Source organism: Pseudomonas sp. Bc-h, from assembly GCF_002080045.1.
Classification (GTDB): domain Bacteria; phylum Pseudomonadota; class Gammaproteobacteria; order Pseudomonadales; family Pseudomonadaceae; genus Aquipseudomonas.
The window spans coordinates 550,935-569,590 of the sequence record NZ_MUIN01000002.1 but is presented as its reverse complement, the minus strand read 5'-3'; the positions used below and the strand labels follow the sequence as shown (position 1 = coordinate 569,590).

The 18,656-nt window shown below is 61.1% G+C and carries 17 protein-coding genes and 1 pseudogene; 17 read left to right on the top strand and 1 reads right to left on the bottom strand.

The annotated features are described in order from the left end of the window. Window positions 1-11: 11 nt before the first annotated feature. The 17 genes and pseudogenes from BWR59_RS04600 to BWR59_RS04515 all read left to right on the top strand — a co-directional run bounded on the left by BWR59_RS04600 (window position 12) and on the right by BWR59_RS04515 (window position 16,315). Window positions 12-860: an N-acyl homoserine lactonase family protein gene (locus BWR59_RS04600; RefSeq protein WP_081564443.1), complete on the top strand. Its 849-nt coding sequence runs from the start codon at window positions 12-14 to the stop codon at window positions 858-860. Next, entirely contained in the window at window positions 857-1,624 is a 768-nt protein-coding gene (locus BWR59_RS04595) for an SDR family NAD(P)-dependent oxidoreductase (protein WP_081564442.1), read from the top strand. Before BWR59_RS04600 ends, BWR59_RS04595 begins: the two co-directional genes overlap by 4 nt. Window positions 1,625-1,684: 60 nt before the next feature. Beyond that, window positions 1,685-3,025, top strand: a complete 1,341-nt coding sequence (locus BWR59_RS04590; protein ID WP_081564441.1) for an MmgE/PrpD family protein — start codon at window positions 1,685-1,687, stop codon at window positions 3,023-3,025. Window positions 3,026-3,041: 16 nt separating this feature from the next. Continuing rightward, a complete protein-coding gene (locus BWR59_RS04585) occupies window positions 3,042-3,929 on the top strand; it encodes an NAD(P)-dependent oxidoreductase (RefSeq protein ID WP_081564440.1) in 888 nt (295 codons plus the stop codon). Between the two features lie 59 nt (window positions 3,930-3,988). Further along, window positions 3,989-5,011, top strand: a pseudogene (locus tag BWR59_RS04580) (transglycosylase SLT domain-containing protein); the annotation flags it as partial. A 1,170-nt stretch (window positions 5,012-6,181) separates the two neighbouring features. Then, window positions 6,182-7,129, top strand: a complete 948-nt coding sequence (locus tag BWR59_RS04575) for a sigma 54-interacting transcriptional regulator (RefSeq protein WP_081564438.1) — start codon at window positions 6,182-6,184, stop codon at window positions 7,127-7,129. 75 nt (window positions 7,130-7,204) lie between these two features. Then, complete coding sequence (locus BWR59_RS04570) at window positions 7,205-8,116, top strand: sigma-54 dependent transcriptional regulator (protein WP_081564437.1); 912 nt, start codon at window positions 7,205-7,207, stop codon at window positions 8,114-8,116. A gap of 1,288 nt (window positions 8,117-9,404) precedes the next feature. Continuing rightward, complete coding sequence (locus BWR59_RS04560) at window positions 9,405-9,743, top strand: hypothetical protein (RefSeq protein ID WP_081564435.1); 339 nt, start codon at window positions 9,405-9,407, stop codon at window positions 9,741-9,743. A gap of 53 nt (window positions 9,744-9,796) precedes the next feature. Next, window positions 9,797-10,864 (top strand): harpin HrpZ family protein, encoded by a 1,068-nt coding sequence (locus BWR59_RS04555; protein ID WP_081564434.1) that lies wholly within the window; start codon window positions 9,797-9,799, stop codon window positions 10,862-10,864. A gap of 40 nt (window positions 10,865-10,904) precedes the next feature. Beyond that, window positions 10,905-11,279, top strand: coding sequence for a type III secretion system inner rod subunit SctI (gene sctI, locus BWR59_RS04550; RefSeq protein WP_081564433.1), 375 nt, complete (start codon window positions 10,905-10,907; stop codon window positions 11,277-11,279). Window positions 11,280-11,288: 9 nt separating this feature from the next. After that, window positions 11,289-12,092: a type III secretion inner membrane ring lipoprotein SctJ gene (gene sctJ / locus BWR59_RS04545; protein WP_081564432.1), complete on the top strand. Its 804-nt coding sequence runs from the start codon at window positions 11,289-11,291 to the stop codon at window positions 12,090-12,092. Next, entirely contained in the window at window positions 12,089-12,622 is a 534-nt protein-coding gene (locus tag BWR59_RS04540; protein ID WP_143490758.1) for a type III secretion protein, read from the top strand. The genes sctJ and BWR59_RS04540 overlap by 4 nt, the downstream gene beginning before the upstream one ends. A gap of 36 nt (window positions 12,623-12,658) precedes the next feature. After that, entirely contained in the window at window positions 12,659-13,237 is a 579-nt protein-coding gene (gene sctL / locus BWR59_RS04535; protein ID WP_081564430.1) for a type III secretion system stator protein SctL, read from the top strand. A 92-nt stretch (window positions 13,238-13,329) separates the two neighbouring features. Beyond that, entirely contained in the window at window positions 13,330-13,554 is a 225-nt protein-coding gene (locus BWR59_RS04530; protein WP_081564429.1) for a type III secretion protein, read from the top strand. Between the two features lie 90 nt (window positions 13,555-13,644). Continuing rightward, on the top strand, window positions 13,645-15,750 hold the full coding sequence (gene sctC, locus BWR59_RS04525; RefSeq protein WP_081564428.1) for a type III secretion system outer membrane ring subunit SctC: 2,106 nt from the start codon (window positions 13,645-13,647) through the stop codon (window positions 15,748-15,750). Then, the gene (gene hrpT, locus BWR59_RS04520) at window positions 15,747-15,953 is read left to right on the top strand and encodes an HrpT family type III secretion system protein (RefSeq protein ID WP_081564427.1); all 207 of its coding nucleotides are present in this window, start codon (window positions 15,747-15,749) and stop codon (window positions 15,951-15,953) included. The genes sctC and hrpT overlap by 4 nt, the downstream gene beginning before the upstream one ends. 2 nt (window positions 15,954-15,955) lie before the next feature. After that, on the top strand, window positions 15,956-16,315 hold the full coding sequence (locus BWR59_RS04515; RefSeq protein ID WP_081564426.1) for a type III secretion protein HrpV: 360 nt from the start codon (window positions 15,956-15,958) through the stop codon (window positions 16,313-16,315). Between the two features lie 365 nt (window positions 16,316-16,680). Here BWR59_RS04515 and BWR59_RS04510 read toward each other — a convergent pair whose 3' ends face one another. Continuing rightward, window positions 16,681-18,627: a methyl-accepting chemotaxis protein gene (locus BWR59_RS04510; protein ID WP_081564425.1), complete on the bottom strand. Its 1,947-nt coding sequence runs from the start codon at window positions 18,625-18,627 to the stop codon at window positions 16,681-16,683. Window positions 18,628-18,656 lie beyond the last annotated feature (29 nt).

Genomic DNA, 18,656 nt, shown 5'->3' with positions numbered 1-18,656 from the left:
CGGAGTCATCAATGAATTACACCACTGATCACAACAAGCAGAAACCGGATTGGCAGGACCCCGAAGTCATCGTGGTGCGTTACGGCACCCGGCAGACCACCAAGAGCGAGTGCTATTACAACTTCCGCGCGTACCGTGAGCCGGATGCGGAAATCACCATGGATTACTTCTTCTGGATCTTCCGCAACGCCGACCAGACCATCGTCATCGACACCGGCTTCAGCCCGGAGGCTGCGGCGGCGCGTCGACGTCAACCGGTGGTTTCGCCCGCCGACGCACTGGCGCGGCTGGGCATCGACCCGCTCGAAGTCAAATTGCTGGTGTTGACCCACGCGCACTACGATCACGCCGGGAATCTGGGCCTTTATCCCAACGCGAAGATCGTCATGTCGCGGCGCGAGTTCGAGTTCTGGGGCGCCGACATGGGCCAGCGACCTCAGTACGCCCACCACATTGATCCGCTGGACATTCAGCGTATTCAGGCGCTGCACCGGGACGGCCGCATCACCTTGCTCGACGAGCGCCGCAATACGCTGATTCCGGGCATCGAACTGTTCGAGATCGGCGGGCATACGCCTGGGCAGATGGCGGTGGTGGTGGAGATGCCCGAAGGCCCGGTGATTCTCGCTTCGGATGCCATCCACTATTACGAAGAGCTGGAGCTGGATCGGCCGTTTGCGGTGCTCGACAGTCTGGCCGACATGTATCAGGGCTATGAGCAGATTCGCGAGTGGTTGCAGCGCCCGGGCGCTGTGGTCATTCCGGGACATGACCCTGAGGTGATGAATCGCTTCGCGCCGGTGGACCCGAGTGATCCTTCGTTTGCCGTGCGTATCGATGCCAGTGGAGCAGGTGTATGAAAGGCCGCGTCGCGCTGGTGACCGGCTCATCGGACGGGCTGGGCCTTGCCATGAGCAAGGGCCTCGCTGCTGCGGGTTGCGACGTGGTCTTGCATGGGCTGGCGGCACCTGAAGACATGCGCCAGACCTGCGACGCGTTGATGCGCGCCCACGATGTCTGGGTCAGCTATGTGCGGGCCGATTTGTCGCAGCCCCATGAGATCGAGTCGCTGATCGAAGCCGCAGGGCGGGTGGATGTGCTGGTCAATAACGCGGTGGTTCGGCATTTCGCAACCCTGGAGGACTTTCCCCTGGCGCGCTGGGATCAGGCATTGGCGGTGAATCTGACCGCCGCGTTTCGCGGGATTCAGTTGGTGCTGCCTGGCATGCGCGAACGTCAGTGGGGGCGCATCTTCAATCTGTCGTCGGCCTACGGCTCCCGGGCCATTGCCAATCGCATCGACTACGTCACCACCAAGACCGCCTTGCTGGGGCTGACCCGGGCGGTGGCGGTGGAAACCCAGGGGCAGGGCATTACCTGCAACGCGGTATGCCCGGGCTCGGTGCTGACCCCGAATATCGAAGGGCGATTGACCGCGTTGATGGCGGACAGACAACTGGATCGAGAAACGGCCACGCGGCAGTTTCTGCAAGGCAAACAGGCAACGGGCCGCTTTGTCGAGGCCAGCCATGTGGCTGATCTGATCGTGTTTCTGTGCAGCGAATCCGCCGCCTCCATCACCGGCGCGACCTTGCCGGTGGATGATGGGTGGATGGCGGGGTAGGAAAGTCTTTGCCGTGCTACAGGACTGCTAGCCGAACGTTAATCTGCGTCAGGGAATCCAATGACCCACGCCTTAAGCCACCCGCTGGCCGAATTCATCGAGACCACTGCCTGGTCGGACATTCCGTCGACCGTGCGCCACGAAGCCAAGCGCGCGCTGGTCAATTATTTCGCCGTGTGCCTGGCCGGTTGCAGCGACCCTGATGTGGTCAAGGCGGTGAAACTGTTTTCCCGTTTCAATGCTGGCGGCCAGGCCCGGGTTGCAGGGCGCAGCGAATCGATGGACATGCTCAACGCAGCCTCCCTGAACGCCATGAGCGCCAACGTCTTCGACTACGACGACACCCACATTCCAACCATTCTTCACCCCACGGCTCCGGTCGCTGCGGCGTTGTTCGCGTTGGCGCAAACCCGGGCTGTCAGTGGCGAACAGCTGTTGCTGGCGTTGGTGCTGGGGGTCGAGGTCGAATGCCGTCTGGCCATGGCCATTTCCCCCGAACACTACCGACGCGGCTGGCACATCACTTCCACCTGCGGCGTATTCGGCGCCGCAGCAGCGGTGGGCAAGGTGCTGGGCTTGAGCGCAGAACAGCTGGTCTGGGCCTTCGGAAACGCCAGCGCTCAAGCCTGCGGGCTGGTTGAAACCCTGGGCAGCGCGGCGAAAAGCATTGGCGTCGGCAATGCCGCGCGCAATGGCCTGCTCTCGGCATTACTGGCCCTCGACGGCTTTGCCGGGCCAGATCAGCCGCTGGAAGGCGAGCGCGGCTTTCTCAATGTCTTCGGCGAGCAGCCGCGCCTCGCTGAAGTCACCAGCGGGCTCGGCGAGCACTGGGCCTTGCTCGCCAACACCTACAAGCCCTATCCCTGCGGCGTGGTGCTCAACCCGGTGATTCAAGCCTGTCTTGAGTTGTCCCGTGATCGCAGCTGGACCCTGGACGACATCTTGCGCATCGAGCTGACCGGGCATCCTTTGTTGCGTCAACGCACTGATCGCCCGGACATCGTGCTGGGCCGCCAATCCCAGGTCAGTGCGCAACACGCGGTGGCGGTCAGTCTGGCGACGGGCAGGGCGGGTCTGGCCGAATTCAGCGATGCGGCGGTGGCCGACCAGCGTCTGCGCCTGCTGTACGACCGCCTGCAGTTCATCGATGACCCCGACTATGCGGTGGAATCTGCGCAAGTGCGGATTTTCTTCAAATCCCGGGAAACCCTCAGCCGCACCATCGACGTGTCACTGGGCAGCCTCGACGCACCGCTGAGCGATCAGTTTCTCGAGAACAAACTGCGAGAGCTTGCGGCGTATGGCCGTTCGGGGTGCGAGCCGCAGCCGTTGCTCGATGCACTGTGGACGCTGGAACATTCAACCGACGCCGGTGCCGTGATGCGCCTGGCCAGTCTCTAACTATCAGGAAAAAATCATGACCGACCCACAACTGGGCTTCATCGGCGTAGGCGTCATGGGGCGTCCCATGGCGCGGCGCCTGCTGCAACACGGGCATTCGCTGGTCATCTACGACAAGGATCAAGCCGCGCTGGATGAGCTGGCGGCGCTCGGTGCGCGCATCGCCGAGAGTGTCCGCGAAGTGGCCGACAACGCCGAAATCATCTTCACCAGCCTGCCCAGCCCGGCGATCTTCAAGGCGGTGGCGTTGGGCGCCGATGGCATCATCGAAGGCCGCGCAGTAAGAACGCTGGTGGACCTCTCGACCGTGGGCTCGCGCGCCGAACAGGAAGTCGCTGCAGGGCTTGCCGCCAAGGGCATCGACACGGTTGACGCGCCGGTCAGTGGAGGCGCAGCCGGGGCAAACAGCGGCAGCCTGGCACTGATGGTCGCGGGCAACCCTGCGGCGGTCGAGCGCGTGCGTTCGTTATTCGATGTGTTCGGCAAGGTGTTCATCGTCGGCGAGCAGCCGGGGCAGGGCCAGTTGCTCAAACTGCTGAACAACATGCTCTCGACCACCGCCTTCGCCATCACCAGCGAAGCCTTTGTCGCCGGCGTCAAGGGCGGCCTGGACCCTGAAGTGATGATGTCGGTGATCAACGCAGGCAGCGGCAAGAATGGCGCGACCCTGGATAAATTCCCAAAGCACGTACTGCCGGGCACCTTCGATTTCGGGTTCCCTGTTTCCAGCGTGTGCAAGGACATTGGCCTGGCCATTGAGGAGTGTCAGGCCCTGGGTGTGCCGATGTGGCTGGGCAACGCTGCACGGCAACTGTGGAACGTGGCCGCGCAGCAGGACGGCGCAGGACGTGACCTGACCGAGCTGGTGCGCACGGTCGAGGGCTGGTCCAATCGCCAAAACTGACATGGAACCGGCAAGGCGCGCATGCCACCTAGGGTAACCGTTCTCAGGACTTGCCCTTCATGCCGCCTTTTTCAGCCCTGCCCGCGAGGTTTTCGAGCCTCACGTGTGCTCTGCGTCTCAGCTCCCTTGGCATTGTGGTGTTATGCGCGAGTTGTCAGTCGTTCGATTATCCACGCCAGGCCAGTGTCGAACACACGCCACGCCTGGTGGCAGGCCTCAAGCACAGTCCTGACATGCCAACGCCGTCTTTCCCCGTGGCCTATGACGGCAGCGATATCTGGGGCCGGCTGGGGCAGGGTTTCAGTCTCGTCGACGACAACGGCATCAATCAGCGCATCGCCCGACAGCGCGACTGGCTGCTGGCAAATCCGCGATTCCTGCGTAACGCCAGTCAACGTGCCGGTCCTTATCTGCACTACATCGCCGAGTCTCTGGACCAGCGCAGGATGCCGGCCGAGCTGGCGTTGCTGCCCATTGTCGAGAGCGCCTACAACCCCAAAGCCAACTCCATCCGTGACGCCGCCGGGCTGTGGCAATTCATGGCGGCCACAGGGCGGGACTTCAATCTGAGGCAAACCGCCTGGTACGACGGTCGACGGGACGTGGTGGCGTCGAGCAAGGCGGCGATGGATTACCTGACCCGTCTGCACGATCAGTTCAACGGCGACTGGCTGCTGGCGATGGCGGCGTATAACGCAGGTGAGGGCACTGTCGCGCGGGCGATCGAAGCCAATCAGCGACGAGGCCTGCCCGGCGATTACTGGCATCTGGATCTGCCTCGGGAAACCCAGGACTACGTGCCGCGCCTGCTGGCGTTGTCACTGCTGGTGCGTGAGCCTGAAGTCTATGGGGTGCAACTGAGCCCGGTGGCGAATGCGCCGTACTTCACCGCCATTGAGCTGGCGCGCCCGGTGGACCTTGGCCGACTGGCCGCCAGCGCCGGCATCGACGAAGCGGTACTGCTGGGGCTGAACCCTGCGTTTCTGCGCAAGAAAACCGTCGACGGTCCCAATCACCTTCTCGTTCCCCGGGAACAGGCGCGGCAGTTGTCTGCAAGCCTGGCCAAAATGATGAGCGAAGCCTCCGACACCCCAACCGAAGCGCTGGCAGTCAGTGCTACGCCGATGTCGCCTTCCGTCAGGTTGCTGCCTTGAACTTTGGTCCACCCCTTGGTCTGGTCACCAGTGTAGTGCCCCGCTTTGAGGCACGGCACGCTGCGGGAGCGGGAGTAACGAGCTTGATACACCTTTAGGCTGCTGGATAAACCCGCTAATTCGCGACGCAATGGAGGCGCTCGCGCCATGTTCTTTCATCTAAAACGCCGTGCCGAGGCTGAACTTTTTGCGGCATCTGTAACCCTCCTGATACACACCCACGCATTGTCGATGCCGACATATCTTGAAACATCGCAACTGTATTTCTCTGGCGAATGCACAGGCATCACCGGAGTCATGAACGTGTTCGGACCCGCTCGTTGTTTAGTTGGATCCCGATTCTGGTTCCCGGCGTTAAGTCGCAAACCTTTGCCTGGCTTATCATTCCCAATACAAGCGTAGTGCCACTGAAGGCCCCGGAAATCATGGGCTCTCGGCGAACCCGCTGAAAGGATAAAGCACTGTTCGGAAAACCGAATGTCCTTAGTTGGATTTCCGAACAATGGCGCAATACTGTTTTTTCTTGATTTTAAAGTTTTAATTGGCGAGCGAGAAAACTCTGGTCAATAGGTCGTCAGTTGTTTGCAGTGATCGTGAGTGGGCGTATTAATTGATCCCTATAACAGTGAGTTTGAAATAAGCAGTCAATAACTGCGGCGGTGCCGTTAAAAGCGATGAGGCCGCGGCGCTCATTCTTGAAGTTGTATATTCAGTATGGCGATGTTTTGCAAAAACGAACTCAACGATCCAACGCTCGACGCTGGATTTCTGGCGAGGCCTTGGCTGCCACGGCCTGGACGCACCAGCACGGAGCATAACCCGTTGATTGTTAATGTATTGTGATACTCAGTGAGCATTGTCGCTCCCTCGATGCCAGCTAATAAAACAATGAAGTCGTGCAGGCAAGTCCTAAATTTAAATAGGCGTTTGAAAGCCTTTGCGCAAACATTAGTTACGCCCGGAAGTGGGGTCATATTGATATCACTGGCTTAACCTTGTGAACCTGTTCTCATCGGGGTCGGGAACTAAAATTAAATATTGATGCCTGTGTAATGCGTGGTACTAATAACTCGCTTGCACCCAATTTGAGAGGTATCGATGAAGGAAGAAATCGATGTAAGCGGCTGTGCGTCTTTAGGGGAAAAGGCACCGCTGGATATTCAGCAGATTGCATTGAATACCGCGAGTCTGAGCATGGATTTACTCTTGTGCGGGGAGACAGGGACCGGCAAGGACACGTTGGCCAAACGCATTCATGAGTTGTCTGGTCGGACAGGTTCTTTTGTCGGCATGAACTGCGCGGCGATTCCTGAGACGCTGGCGGAAAGTCAGCTGTTCGGCGTGGTCAACGGTGCGTACACCGGGGTCAATCGATCACGGGAGGGGTACATCGAAGCAGCCTGCGGCGGGACGCTGTATCTGGACGAAATCGACAGCATGCCCCTGAGCCTTCAGGCCAAATTGCTGCGCATTCTGGAAACCCGCGGAATCGAACGGCTGGGCTCGACCGCATTCATCCCCGTGGACCTGCGAGTCATCGCCTCCGCGCAGCGACCGCTGGATGAACTCGTGGAACAAGGGCTGTTTCGGCGCGACCTGTATTTCCGCCTCAATGTGCTGACTGTTCAGATGCCGGCCTTGCGCAAACGTCGCGAACAGATCCTGCCGTTGTTCGACCAGTTCACCCAGAGCATCGCTCGCGAGTTCGACCGTCCGATCCCGGTGCTGGACAACGGCCTGGTGCAAGTCCTGCTGAGCCATGCATGGCCTGGCAATATCCGCGAACTGAAATCTGCCGCCAAGCGTTTTGTGCTGGGTTTCCCATTGCTGGGTGCCGACCCCGTACCGGATCGTGATCCTGAAACCGGCCTGAAGACCCAACTGAGGGTCATCGAAAAAATGCTCATCGAGGACGCCCTCAAGCGCCACAAACACAGCCTGGACGCCGTGGTGCAGGAGCTGGAAATCCCCAGACGGACCTTGTATCACCGCATGAAAGAGCTGGGCCTGGCCTGCCTTGGCGGTGCCGATCCGCTGTTTTCCTGACGTCTGAATGGCGGTTGTCTCGCGAGTTGTCTGTAAAGCCCGCTGCACTGGCGCTTGAAGTATCAGAGGTCGTGGATGAGTGTGTACGATTTTTTTGATGAACAGCTGGAAGACGACAACCATGTGCCGAATCTGACGGTGGTTGCCCAGAGCATTTCGCAATTGGGGATCGACGTGTTGCTGTCGGGTGAAACCGGCACCGGCAAGGATACGGTGGCGCAGCGGATCCACGGGTTGTCGGGGCGCAAGGGGCGCCTGGTGGCGATGAATTGCGCAGCGATTCCGGAGTCGTTGGCTGAAAGCGAACTGTTCGGGGTTGTGAGTGGTGCCTATACCGGTGCTGATCGCACGCGGGTTGGTTACATCGAGGCCGCGCAGGGCGGGACCTTGTATCTGGATGAAATCGACAGTATGCCGCTGAGCCTGCAGGCCAAGCTGCTGCGGGTGCTTGAAACCCGGGCGGTGGAAAGGCTCGGTTCGACCACGCCAATTGCGCTGGATGTCTGTGTGATTGCGTCGGCCCAGCACAATCTGGATGAATGGGTGGAGCAGGGCAGGTTTCGGCGTGATCTGTATTTTCGGCTCAACGTCCTGACGTTGAAACTGCCGCCGCTGCGGGTTCAGCGGGAGCGGATCATTCCGCTGTTTCGTCGCTTTGCGCAGGTGGCGGCGCGCGAGTGCGGTGTGTTGATGCCGGAGGTGAGTGCGGTGTTGCGGCATGTGCTGTTGAATCATGACTGGCCGGGCAATATTCGCGAGCTGAAGTCGGCGGCCAAGCGGTTCGTGTTGGGATTTCCGTTGCTTGGTGGGGAGCAGGGTGAGGAGCGGGAGTCGTCGACAGGGTTGAAGTGGCAGTTGCGGGTGATCGAGAAGGTACTGATTCAGGCAGCGCTCAAACGGCATAACAACAGTATCGATGCGGTGAGTCAGGAGCTGAATATTCCGCGGCGTACGCTGTATCACCGGATGAAGGAGCTGGATGTTTGATGGCGTTGGGATTGGCAGGTGGTTTCGGCAGTTGGACGGTGTACATATCCGTTTTCGGTGGTGGCGCTGTTTTTGGGACTGGCTAACGCCAGACCTGTTTCGCCTTCGGCGAGTTACTTGAAAAGACACCAAGTAACCAAGTGTCCTTGCTCCTGGTTGGGTTCCTCCTTCGTCGGACGCCAGACCTGTTTCGCCTTCGGCGAGTTACTTGAAAAGACACCAAGTAACCAAGTGTCCTTGCTCCTGGTTGGGTTCCTCCTTCGTCGGAATACCCTCACTCCGGCGACGCTCCGTGGGCCCGCGCCGAAAGGACATCCATGTCCTTGCGGCGCTCTCGCGGCATCCATGCCGCTCGGCCCACTCCACGCCGCCTGCGTTCAGCCTGCACCCAAGTCGCGATGTGTGGCGTCTGATCTGACGTGCGCTTAGAAGCAAGATCAAAAGCCACTCGGTGTTGGGTGTGTTGATCGTGCCCACGCTCCGCGTGGGCATGAATCCTGTGACGCTCCGCGTCACTACTAGCGGACGCAGAGCGTCCGGGGCGGCGTTACCACGCGGAGCGTGGGAACGATCAAATATCCTTTGTTCCTGATTTTGATCTTCATGCGCAATAGCCCAGACACCACCAATCGCGACTTGGGTGCAGGCTGAACGCAGGTGACGTGGAGTGGGCCGAGCGGCATGGATGCCGCGAGAGCCGCCCCCCGCCATGGATGGCGGATGGCGGCGGGCCCACGGAGCGTCGCCGGAGTGAGGGAACGCTGACGAAGGAAGCGCCAAACCAGGAGCAAGCACCCCTGGTTACTTGGGGTGCTTTTCCAAGTAACTCGCCGAAGGCGAAACAGGTCTGGCGTTAGCCAGAGCCCTATCAGCCGCGCCATGATTACGTGGCGTATACAGATTTCCAGCTGCACACGAAACCCTGTGTGAGACGCTGGAGCTTTGACAGGCCGGGCCGCGGTGGGACGATAGGGGTAGGTCAGGCGGCTCATCTGCACCCTGTGTGAGACGCTGGAGCTTTGACAGGCCGGGCCGCGGTGGGACGATAGGGGTAGGTCAGGCGGCTCATCTGCAACTGATAACCCGCTATCGTCCGAATCGCCGCTCGTACCGTCGTGACCTCCGGCGTCTCCCACAGGTACTGCGTCAAGATTGAAGTTCACGGATGTACACACCAAACCCAGCGCCAACCCAAAAAATCTTGAACCCACCACGGAACCGATCCTGACCCCGATGCCACCCACCAGCACCAAGCACTTTCGCTGGTGATGACCCAGGAGTAATCGACATGGCAGGTATCAACCCAATTTCCATGGCCGGCAACTTTGCCAACAGCTTGATCAACGGCGGTGGCCAGGCGGCGCAACAGGCGGCCAGCGCCGTGACCAACTTCAAGCAGGAAAGCAATATCACCGACGCCGCCGGCCCCTCCAAAGCCGAAGCGGCACAAAGCGCCGCCACCGAAAAGGCCGACGCCAGCCAGGCCCGCCTGATCGCCATGCAGACCGACGCCGACATCCGCAAACAGACCAACGACGTCCTCAGCGCCATCCGCTCCGGCAAGGAAGACAGCGCCAACAAGGCGATCAGTGCCGAAGCGCAGAACGCCAAAGGCATCAGCTACTGATCATTCAGAGCGCCCCCTGAACCAGGGGGCACCCACCTGAAGCTGGAGGTTTCATGCTAAGTCTCAACGCCAGTATCAACCCGCTGCAAAACGCGCACATCGGCACCGTCGTCTCGGCCGGCGCAACCAACGGCGCGCAAGGCCAGCAATCGCTCAAGGACGTCATCGACAAACTTGCCTCGGCACTGACCAAGGACGGCCACCTGGACCAGGACTCCCCGCTGGGCAAGATGGTCGGCAAGCAAATGGAAAAGATGAACCCGCTGGCCTCGCTGGGCGGTGGTTCGCCGGACATGATCAAGGCCGCGCTGGGTGAGGTCATCAAGGACAAACTGGGCGACAACTTCGGTGCCGCTGCGGATTTCGGCCTGGGCGGCGGTGCAGGTTCTGGCAAGCCGGACCTCATGTCGCAGGTGCTCAACGGCCTGGGTAAAGCTTCGTTGGATGACCTTCTGAGCAAGCAGGGTGATGGAACGAAGTTTTCCTCCGACGACATGCCGATGCTGGACAAGATCGCGCAGTTCATGGACCAGAACCCGAGCAAGTTTCCCGCCCCGGATTCCGGCTCCTGGAGGAACGAGCTCAAGGAAGACAACTACCTCGACAAGAGCGAGACCGGTGCCTTTCGTGCGGCGCTGGACATGCTCGGCGGCCAGCTCGAACAGCAACAGAATGGCTTGAGCGATGGTGGCGGGGCAGGCAGCCCGCTGGGTAACAACGCCCTGGCGGCCGACCCGTCCGGTATGCAAAACCCCGCCAGTGGCAACCCGGCCCAAGACCTCGGTCAGCTGCTGAGCGGCTTGCTGCAGCAAGGCATGAACGCAAGCCTGGGCAATGGTGCTGGCAACAATGTCGGCGGTGGCCTGGGTACGCCGGTCAACGATGCCGTGCAACCTGGCAATTCGGGCAACAGCGTCACGCAGGATCTGGGCAAGCTGCTCAGCGGCCTGATCGAAAAAGGCCTGGAAGCCAGCCAGAACGGCAACGGCGGCGTGAATGGCGCGGGCGGTCAGCCCAATCAGTTGTTCGCTCAACACGACCTGCAAAACAGTCTGGGGCAGGCGGCCAATGCCATTGTCTCGGCCCTGCTGGGTGCGGCCAACACCCAGAACGCGGCCTGATACCACCCCTCTATCGACACCGTCTGCCGGAGATCGCCCCGTGACCGTTTCCCATGTCAATCAACTCAAATCGTCGTCCCCCGATCTTGAGCAACATCTGGATCAGGGATTGGTGGCCGGGCCTTCGCAGGCGGATGTCGACCTGTTCAATGCCGCCATGCGTCCTGACATGGCGCTGCAGCAAAGTCACCTTTCCGAGCAGATTGCCAGTGCCCTGTCCGAACGACTGGGCGCCACCGACAAGCTGTCTCAACAAGCCGTGCGCAAGATGAAAAAGGCCTCGACCACGGACGACCCGCTGGAGATTGCGCAGATGAGCCGTTCGCTGTCGCAGTACTCGCTGCAAATGGCGTTGACCACCAAGGTCGTAAACAAGAGCGCTCAGGCGCTCGACAAGCTGACCAACCTGCAATAGAGGTTTTCCGTGAATTTTCTGACTGCGGGTCTGCTGTGCCTGATGCTGCTGCTGGGCGGGTGTAGCGACGAGACCGACCTGTTCAGCGGCCTGTCCGAACAGGACTCCAACGACGTCATCGCAAGCCTCGCCGATCAGCACATCGATGCGCGCAAACGCAGCGAGAAGACAGGTGTTGTGATCAGCGTGGCTACCGGGGATATCAACCGGGCTGTACGCATACTCGATGCTGCAGGGCTGCCAAGGCGCTCGCGCACCAGCCTGGGTGAAATTTTCAAGAAGGAAGGGGTGATTTCCACGCCGCTGGAAGAGCGCGCCCGCTACATCTACGCCCTGTCGCAGGAACTTGAGGCCACGCTTTCGCAGATTGATGGCGTGATCGTCGCGCGGGTGCATGTGGTGTTGCCGGAGCGCATCGCCCCCGGTGAACCGGTGCAGCCGGCGTCTGCGGCGGTGTTCATCAAACACACCTCGGCACTGGACCCGGACAGCGTGCGCGGGCGCATTCAGCAGATGGTCGCCAGCAGCATCCCGGGGATGTCTGGCGAGGCGTTGGACTCGAAGAAATTCGCCATCGTGTTCGTGCCCGCTGCCGAATTTCAGGACACCGAGCGGCTGGTCAACTTTGGCCCGTTTCTGGTAGACAGCGACAACCTGGGCTTCTGGAAAAACATCCTCTGGGCGGCGCCATTTGCCGCCATGCTGCTGATTCTGCTGTTGGTATTGAGCATTCGTGGCGACTGGCGTTCAGCTGTTCTGCGGCGCATCGGCCTGGGTCGCGGTGAGCGCTCGACGCTGCCGGTTCGGGCCTGATGCGCAGCCGCGAAGAGCGCTGGATTCACTGGTGGTGTGCACCCTGGCACTGGGCGCATCCAGTCTGGATGGCACGCTTTGCCGAGCAAAACGGTTTGCCGCAATCGGCCGCCGATGACCTTGTGCGTGTTCGGCCCGGTGCATTCTTGCAGAGCATCGGAATCGAGCCGAGCCAACCGCCGCAGCCGGTCGAATCGCTGGTGCAGTGGCTCACACTCAGCCCCGAGCAACAGCAGCAGGCGTTGAAGCTGGTGGGCAGGATCTGCCTGAGTCGTAGCACCGGCATCGCACCCGATCAGCACGAAGTCTGGTGCCGGTCGGTGGCCAAGGCCCTGCGTCCGGGTGCCTGGCTGCACTCGTCCCATGATGATCCGCGCTTGCTGTTGGCAGTCTGGACCGGAGAAACCTGCTGGCCACGCTTGCGCCTGACCTGGGCGCCGGGTGATCTGGCCGAAACCTTCGTCGACCTTCCAGCGAACAAATTGCAAACCCTCTGGCAATCGGTGTTGTGGCGAGTCATGACGCCTTGATCCCGTGCCCCGAACTTCATCTCCAGGAATGCCCACATGCTCGCCAATCGTCGCCTTGTTCTGTCTTCGTCTGCCGTCCTCGCCGAAATCATCCTGCGTCGTGAGGACCTGGCCGGCGTGCAGTTGGCGGGTCAAGTGCTGAACAACGCCCGGCACCAGGCCGAGCAGATTGTGCAGGCGGCGCGCGAGCAGGCGCAGCGCGAAAAGGATCAGGCCCTGGCGCAATTCTGGGAGGGCGCCAATCAGTTTCTCCACGATGTGCAGCAGCAACGGCGAACCCTGGAACAGGAGTCGATGGTGGCGGTGGAAGAACTGCTCACCAGCACGCTCACGCATCTGCTGGACGAAACCAGCCTCGCCGAGCGGACCCGCGCCTTGGTCAGGCATCTGGCGGGCAGTCAGTCTCATGAGGCGAGCGCAACCCTCAGTGCCCATCCGGACCAGTTGGACGAGCTTCGACTCTGGCTGATCGAAAGCCGCTTTGCCGAGCACTGGCAGCTCAAGAGTGACCTTTCGCTTGGCGCCGACAGCCTGCGCCTGAGCGATGCCAACGGCGCGTTCGACATCGACTGGGTCAGCCTGCGTCGCGGCTTGCTGGGCACCCCAGCGGCTTGATGACCTTTTCCTGAATCTGCGATGACGGTTTATGGAACCGGAGCGCAGGCAGCTTCCACTCAGGGGATGAACCCTTCAGTTGGAGTCGCCCCATGATCAGTTTCAAATCGCTGCAAAACCACCTCGACCACTCATTCAGTCGCGCCCAGTCGGAAATGGACGACGCCGCCGAGACCGCCTCGGACAGCGGCAGCATGGAAGACCTGCGTGCCTTCAATGACGCCTCCCAGCAGACTACCGTGGCCAACATGATCCTCAACGAAGGACTGCGTGCCAAACACGGCATCACCAAAGCGATCATCGATGGCGTTCAGTGATCCGGTAGCGATCCTCGGCCAGTGGCGCGAGCCGCAATCGTTCGTGTCGCTGGCATGCAACCTTCAATACCTGGCAACCGGGAGTGTGAAATGCGCAAGGCCTTTATGTGGTTGCCTTTGCTGATGATCGGCGTGACCGCGCCAACGCTGGCGGCGGTCCCCGAAGCGTGGAAACACACGGCGTACGCCTATGACGCGCGGCAGACCGATCTGGCGACGGCGCTGGGCGACTTTGCCAAGGAGTTCGGAATCGGCCTGGACATGGTGCCGATTCAGGGCACCCTCGATGGACGCATTCGTGCGCAGAATCCGCAGGAGTTCCTTGATCGTCTGGGTCAGGAGCATCACTTCCAGTGGTTCGTCTACAACGAAACCCTCTACATCAGCCCCACCAGCGAGCAGACCTCGGCGCGCATCGAGGTCTCGCCCGAAGCAGTAGACGACCTGCAACAGGCGCTGTCCGATGTCGGGCTGCTGGACAAGCGTTTCGGCTGGGGCGCGTTGCCCGACGAAGGCGTGGTGCTGGTGCGTGGCCCGGCCAAATACGTCGACTTCGTGCGCAACTACAGCAAGAAGGTCGAGGCGCCGGAGAAGGCCGAGAAGCAGGACGTCGTGGTATTGCCACTGAAGTACGCCAACGCCGCCGACCGCACCATCCGTTATCGCGACCAGCAGCTCACGGTGGCCGGGGTCGCCAGCATTCTTCAGGAACTGCTGGAAAGCCGTTCCCGTGGCGAGTCGATCAATGGCGTGACCCTGTTGCAGGGGCAGGGCAGCACTGCCAGTGGCATGAGCAACGGCACCCACAATAACGGCCTGAACTACGGCGGGCTGGAAAGCGGCGGGCTGGACACCGGTGCGCTTGAACAGGGTCTGGACCGGGTATTGGGGACCAGCGGTAAGCGCGGTGGCTCGGGCAGTGGTGCCAGTGGTCGGGCGAAAATCCGCGTCAGTGCCGACGTGCGCAACAACGCGGTGTTGATCTACGACCTGCCCAAGCGCAAGGCGATGTACCAGAAGCTGGTCAAGCAGCTGGATACGCCGCGCAACCTGATCGAGATCGATGCGGTGATTCTCGACATCGACCGCAACGAGCTGGCTCAGCTGTCGAGCCGCTGGAACTTCAACGCCGGCAGCGTCAGCGGGGGTGCCAATCTGTTCGAGCAGGGCACCAGCTCGACGCTGTTCATTCAGGACGCCGGCAAGTTCGCCGCCGACCTGCACGCCCTGGAAGGCAACGGCGCGGCCTCGGTGATCGGCAATCCGTCGATCCTGACCCTGGAGAACCAGCCAGCGGTCATCGACTTCAGCCGCACCGAATTCATCACCGCGACCTCGGAACGGGTCGCTGACATTCAGCCGATTACGGCGGGCACCAGTCTGCAGGTGATCCCCCGTTCTCTGGACAAGGGCGGCAAGTCGCAGGTGCAGTTGATCGTCGACATCGAGGACGGGCAGATCGACACCTCGCAGATCAACGAAGACCAGCCTGCGGTGCGCAAGGGCAACGTCAGCACTCAGGCGGTCATCGCCGAGCATGGTTCGCTGGTGATTGGTGGGTTCCATGGCCTGGAAACCACCGACAAGGTCAACAAGATCCCGCTGCTGGGGGACATTCCGGTCATTGGCAAATTGCTGTTTCAGAACCGCAGCCGTGAGCTGAACCAGCGTGAGCGGTTGTTCATCCTGACGCCGAGGCTGATTGGCGATCAGGTCAACCCGTCGCGCTATGTCGAGATCAGCAACCCTCACGATGTCGACGACCAGATGAAGCGCATCAAACAGCGTCGCGACGGCGGCGAAGAGCCCACTCGCGGCGATGTGCAAAACGTGTTTACGCAATTGCTCGATGGCGTCGCGCCGGTCGGCTTCAACAGCGGCGAAGCCTTGCCGTTCGAGGCTGACAGCCTGTGCGATCCGGGGGCAGGGTTGGTACTGGATAAACAACGCTCGCAGTGGTTCTCGAAAAAGGACTGGGGCATCGCCGTGGTCGTGGCGCGCAACACCACCGGCAAACCGGTGCGCATCGACGAAAGCCGTTGCGGCGGGCGCTGGGTCATGGGCGTCAGCGCCTGGCCCCACGCCTGGTTGCAACCGGGGGCAGAGAGCGAAATCTACATCGCCCTGCGCCAACCCCAGGTGTCGACCAAGGCCAGCAAAAACCGTCCTTCGTTGCTCAAGGGGGCCACGCGATGAACGCCCGTACTCACGTCATTCTGCTGCTGGTGTTTGCCGTTCTCGGCGGCTGCGCCAGCCACTCGGGCTGCTCGGGCTACGCCTGCAAACGCCCGGACTCCAACGACCGCGAGCTGGTGATCTGGTGGCCGACGGACATGCGCCAGGGTATCGACGAGCGCGACCATGAGCAGGACTACACCGTTGTGCCACTAAAGGATTGAGCATGATTCGAGTATCGGAAAAGGCCGCGTTCTACGCCCACCTCGCGGCCGAGCGCGCGGCGATCTGGCCGGTAGCGACCGGGGTGGCATTCGTCAGCCGAAGGGAGCATCGCGACTGGGGCATCGCCTTGCACATCGAAGGCCGCGCCTTGCGCCCGGAACAGCTGAGAGACGCACTGGAGCGGCGTTTTTCTCAGGCAGAACTGTTCAACGATTACTTTCTTTTCCTCGATGTACAGCGCGACTTCGTGGTCTGGCACGCGGTGCCGAACCTGTCCGAATCGCCGAACAGCCTGGACAGCATCCGCCGGCATGAGTTGATGCTGGCGGGACTTGATCATTTGAGCGACGTGGGGTGGTGAGCTTTGGATACCGAGCGGACTCACTGCCCCTGTCGCTGCCGTCGTGGCCTCCGGCGTCTCCCACACAAACCGCGTACGTCGCTGTAACGGTGGGAGCAACCCGAGGCACGAGGGTCGCGATGGCGGCAGTTCACTCAACATCAAGATCGCTGACTCAGCTCACTACCCCTGTCGCTGCCGTCGTGGCCTCCGGCGTCTCCTACACAAACTCCGTGCATCGCCGTACCTGTGGGAGCAACCCGAGGTACGAGGGTCGCGATGGCGGTGTGTCATTCAACGACAAGCCGTCTGAGCCACCACATTCGCAAGCAATACCCCTCCCGCAGCTCGAGGGTCATGCTCGTTTCCCTCGTCGCGCCGGTGGATCAGGTCCTGAAGCGCCGCACCAATCCATCCAGTTCATTGGACAGGGCGGCCAGGTTCTTCGAATCACCGCGCGCGCAATCCGCCAACTCTGCCACCAACTGGGCATCGCCGTGGATCTGGCTGATGTGGCGGTTGATGTCTTCGGCGACTTGATGCTGCTGTTCGGCGGCAGTGGCGATCTGGGTGTTCATGTCGCGGATCACGTCTACCGACTCGCGGATCTGCCCGAAACTGCTGCGGGCCTGGCCGATTTTCGCCACTGACTGCTGCGAAACGTCGAGGCTGGCGTGCATCTGTTGCGCCACCGAGGCAGTGCGCCTGGCGAGGTTGCCCAGCAGCGAGTCGATCTCGGCGGTCGAGTCCGCCGTGCGCTTGGCCAGCGCTCGCACTTCGTCCGCCACCACGGCAAACCCTCGACCTTGCTCACCGGCACGGGCGGCTTCGATGGCGGCGTTGAGGGCGAGCAGATTGGTCTGCTCGGCGATTGAGCGGATGGTGTCGAGAATCGACTGAATGTCGTTGCTGTCCTTTTCCAGTTGGGTCATGTCCTGGGCCGAGCGGGAGATCTCCGCGCTCAGTTGATCGACACTGGTCACCGCGTCGTCGATCTGCCGCTGACCTTCGCGAGCCTGGCGCTGACCGCTGTCTGCAGAGTCGGCGGCCTGGCTGCAGGAACGGGCCACTTCGTTGGCGGTGGCGACCATTTCGTGGAACGCAGTCGACACCATGTCCACCGCCTCGCGCTGACGTCCGGCAGCCTCGGCCATGTCGTTAGAGACCCGCGTCGAGCTGGTGGAGCTGTCCAGAATCTTGGTGGCCGCCAGACCGATGTGCTGAATCAGCCCGCGAATCGCTGCCAGGAACTGATTGAACCAGTTCGCCAGTTGCGCGGTTTCATCCTTGCCGCGCACCGACAGACTCTTGGTCAGATCGCCTTCGCCCTGAGCGATGCCTTCCAGACCGCTGGCGACACCGCGAATCGGGCGCACGATCAGCGTGGCGAAACTGGCGCCGATGATCGCGAAGACCACCGCCAGAACCGCAGCAATCACGCCGATCAGCCAGGTCAGGCGGGTGGCGGAAGCCATGACTTCATCCTGTTTGATCAGCCCGATGAAGCTCCAGCCCAACTGATCGGAAGGGAACACGTTGGCCATGAAGTGCTCGCCGTTGATGTTGACCTTGATCAACCCGGGGCCGGCCTTGGCCAGTTGGTTGAAGCCATCGCCCAGTTCACCCAGCTTCTTGAAGTTGTGCTCGGGTTGCTTGGGGTCCACCAGCACCGTGCCGTTGTTTTCGATCAGCATCAGATAGCCGCTTTCGCCGAGCTTGATCTGCTTGACGATGCCGGTGAGTTGCTTGAGCGAAACGTCGATGTTGACCACGCCACCGGAGTTGCCGAGGGCGTTGTTCACCGCGCGTACGGTGCTGACCAGTACCGCGTCGTCGCCGGCCCAGTAATAGGCCTCGGTGCGCAGGGTTTTGTCAGGGTTGGCTTGGGCGGTCTTGTACCAGGGACGTTGGCGCGGGTCGTAGCTGGCCATTTTCGGATCGCCCGGCCAGAAGGCGTAGCTGCCATTCGCCAGGCCGTAGGACACATAGGAATAGGCCGGATGGCTCTGGGCGATGCTGGCGAACAGGCTGAAAATCTGCTTGTCGACATCGTTCTGTGCGATCTCCGGCGCCTGAGCACTCATGTAGCTCTTGACGCCATCGCCGGCTGCGGTAACGACTGGATGCGCGGCCAGGTAGTCGACGTTCTGACTGATCCCTTCGAAAAACAACTGCATGGCGTTGGCGACCTGACGAATCTCCCGGCCGCTGCTGTCGACGAAATCGCTCTCGGCATCGCTTCTCAGGTTAATGATGACCATTGTCGCGACCAGGATGATCGGCAGACAGGCGATCACCGCAAAAGCCCAGGTCAATTTCTGTTTGATGTTCATCGGCGCTCCTGATTGTTCTTGAAATCACG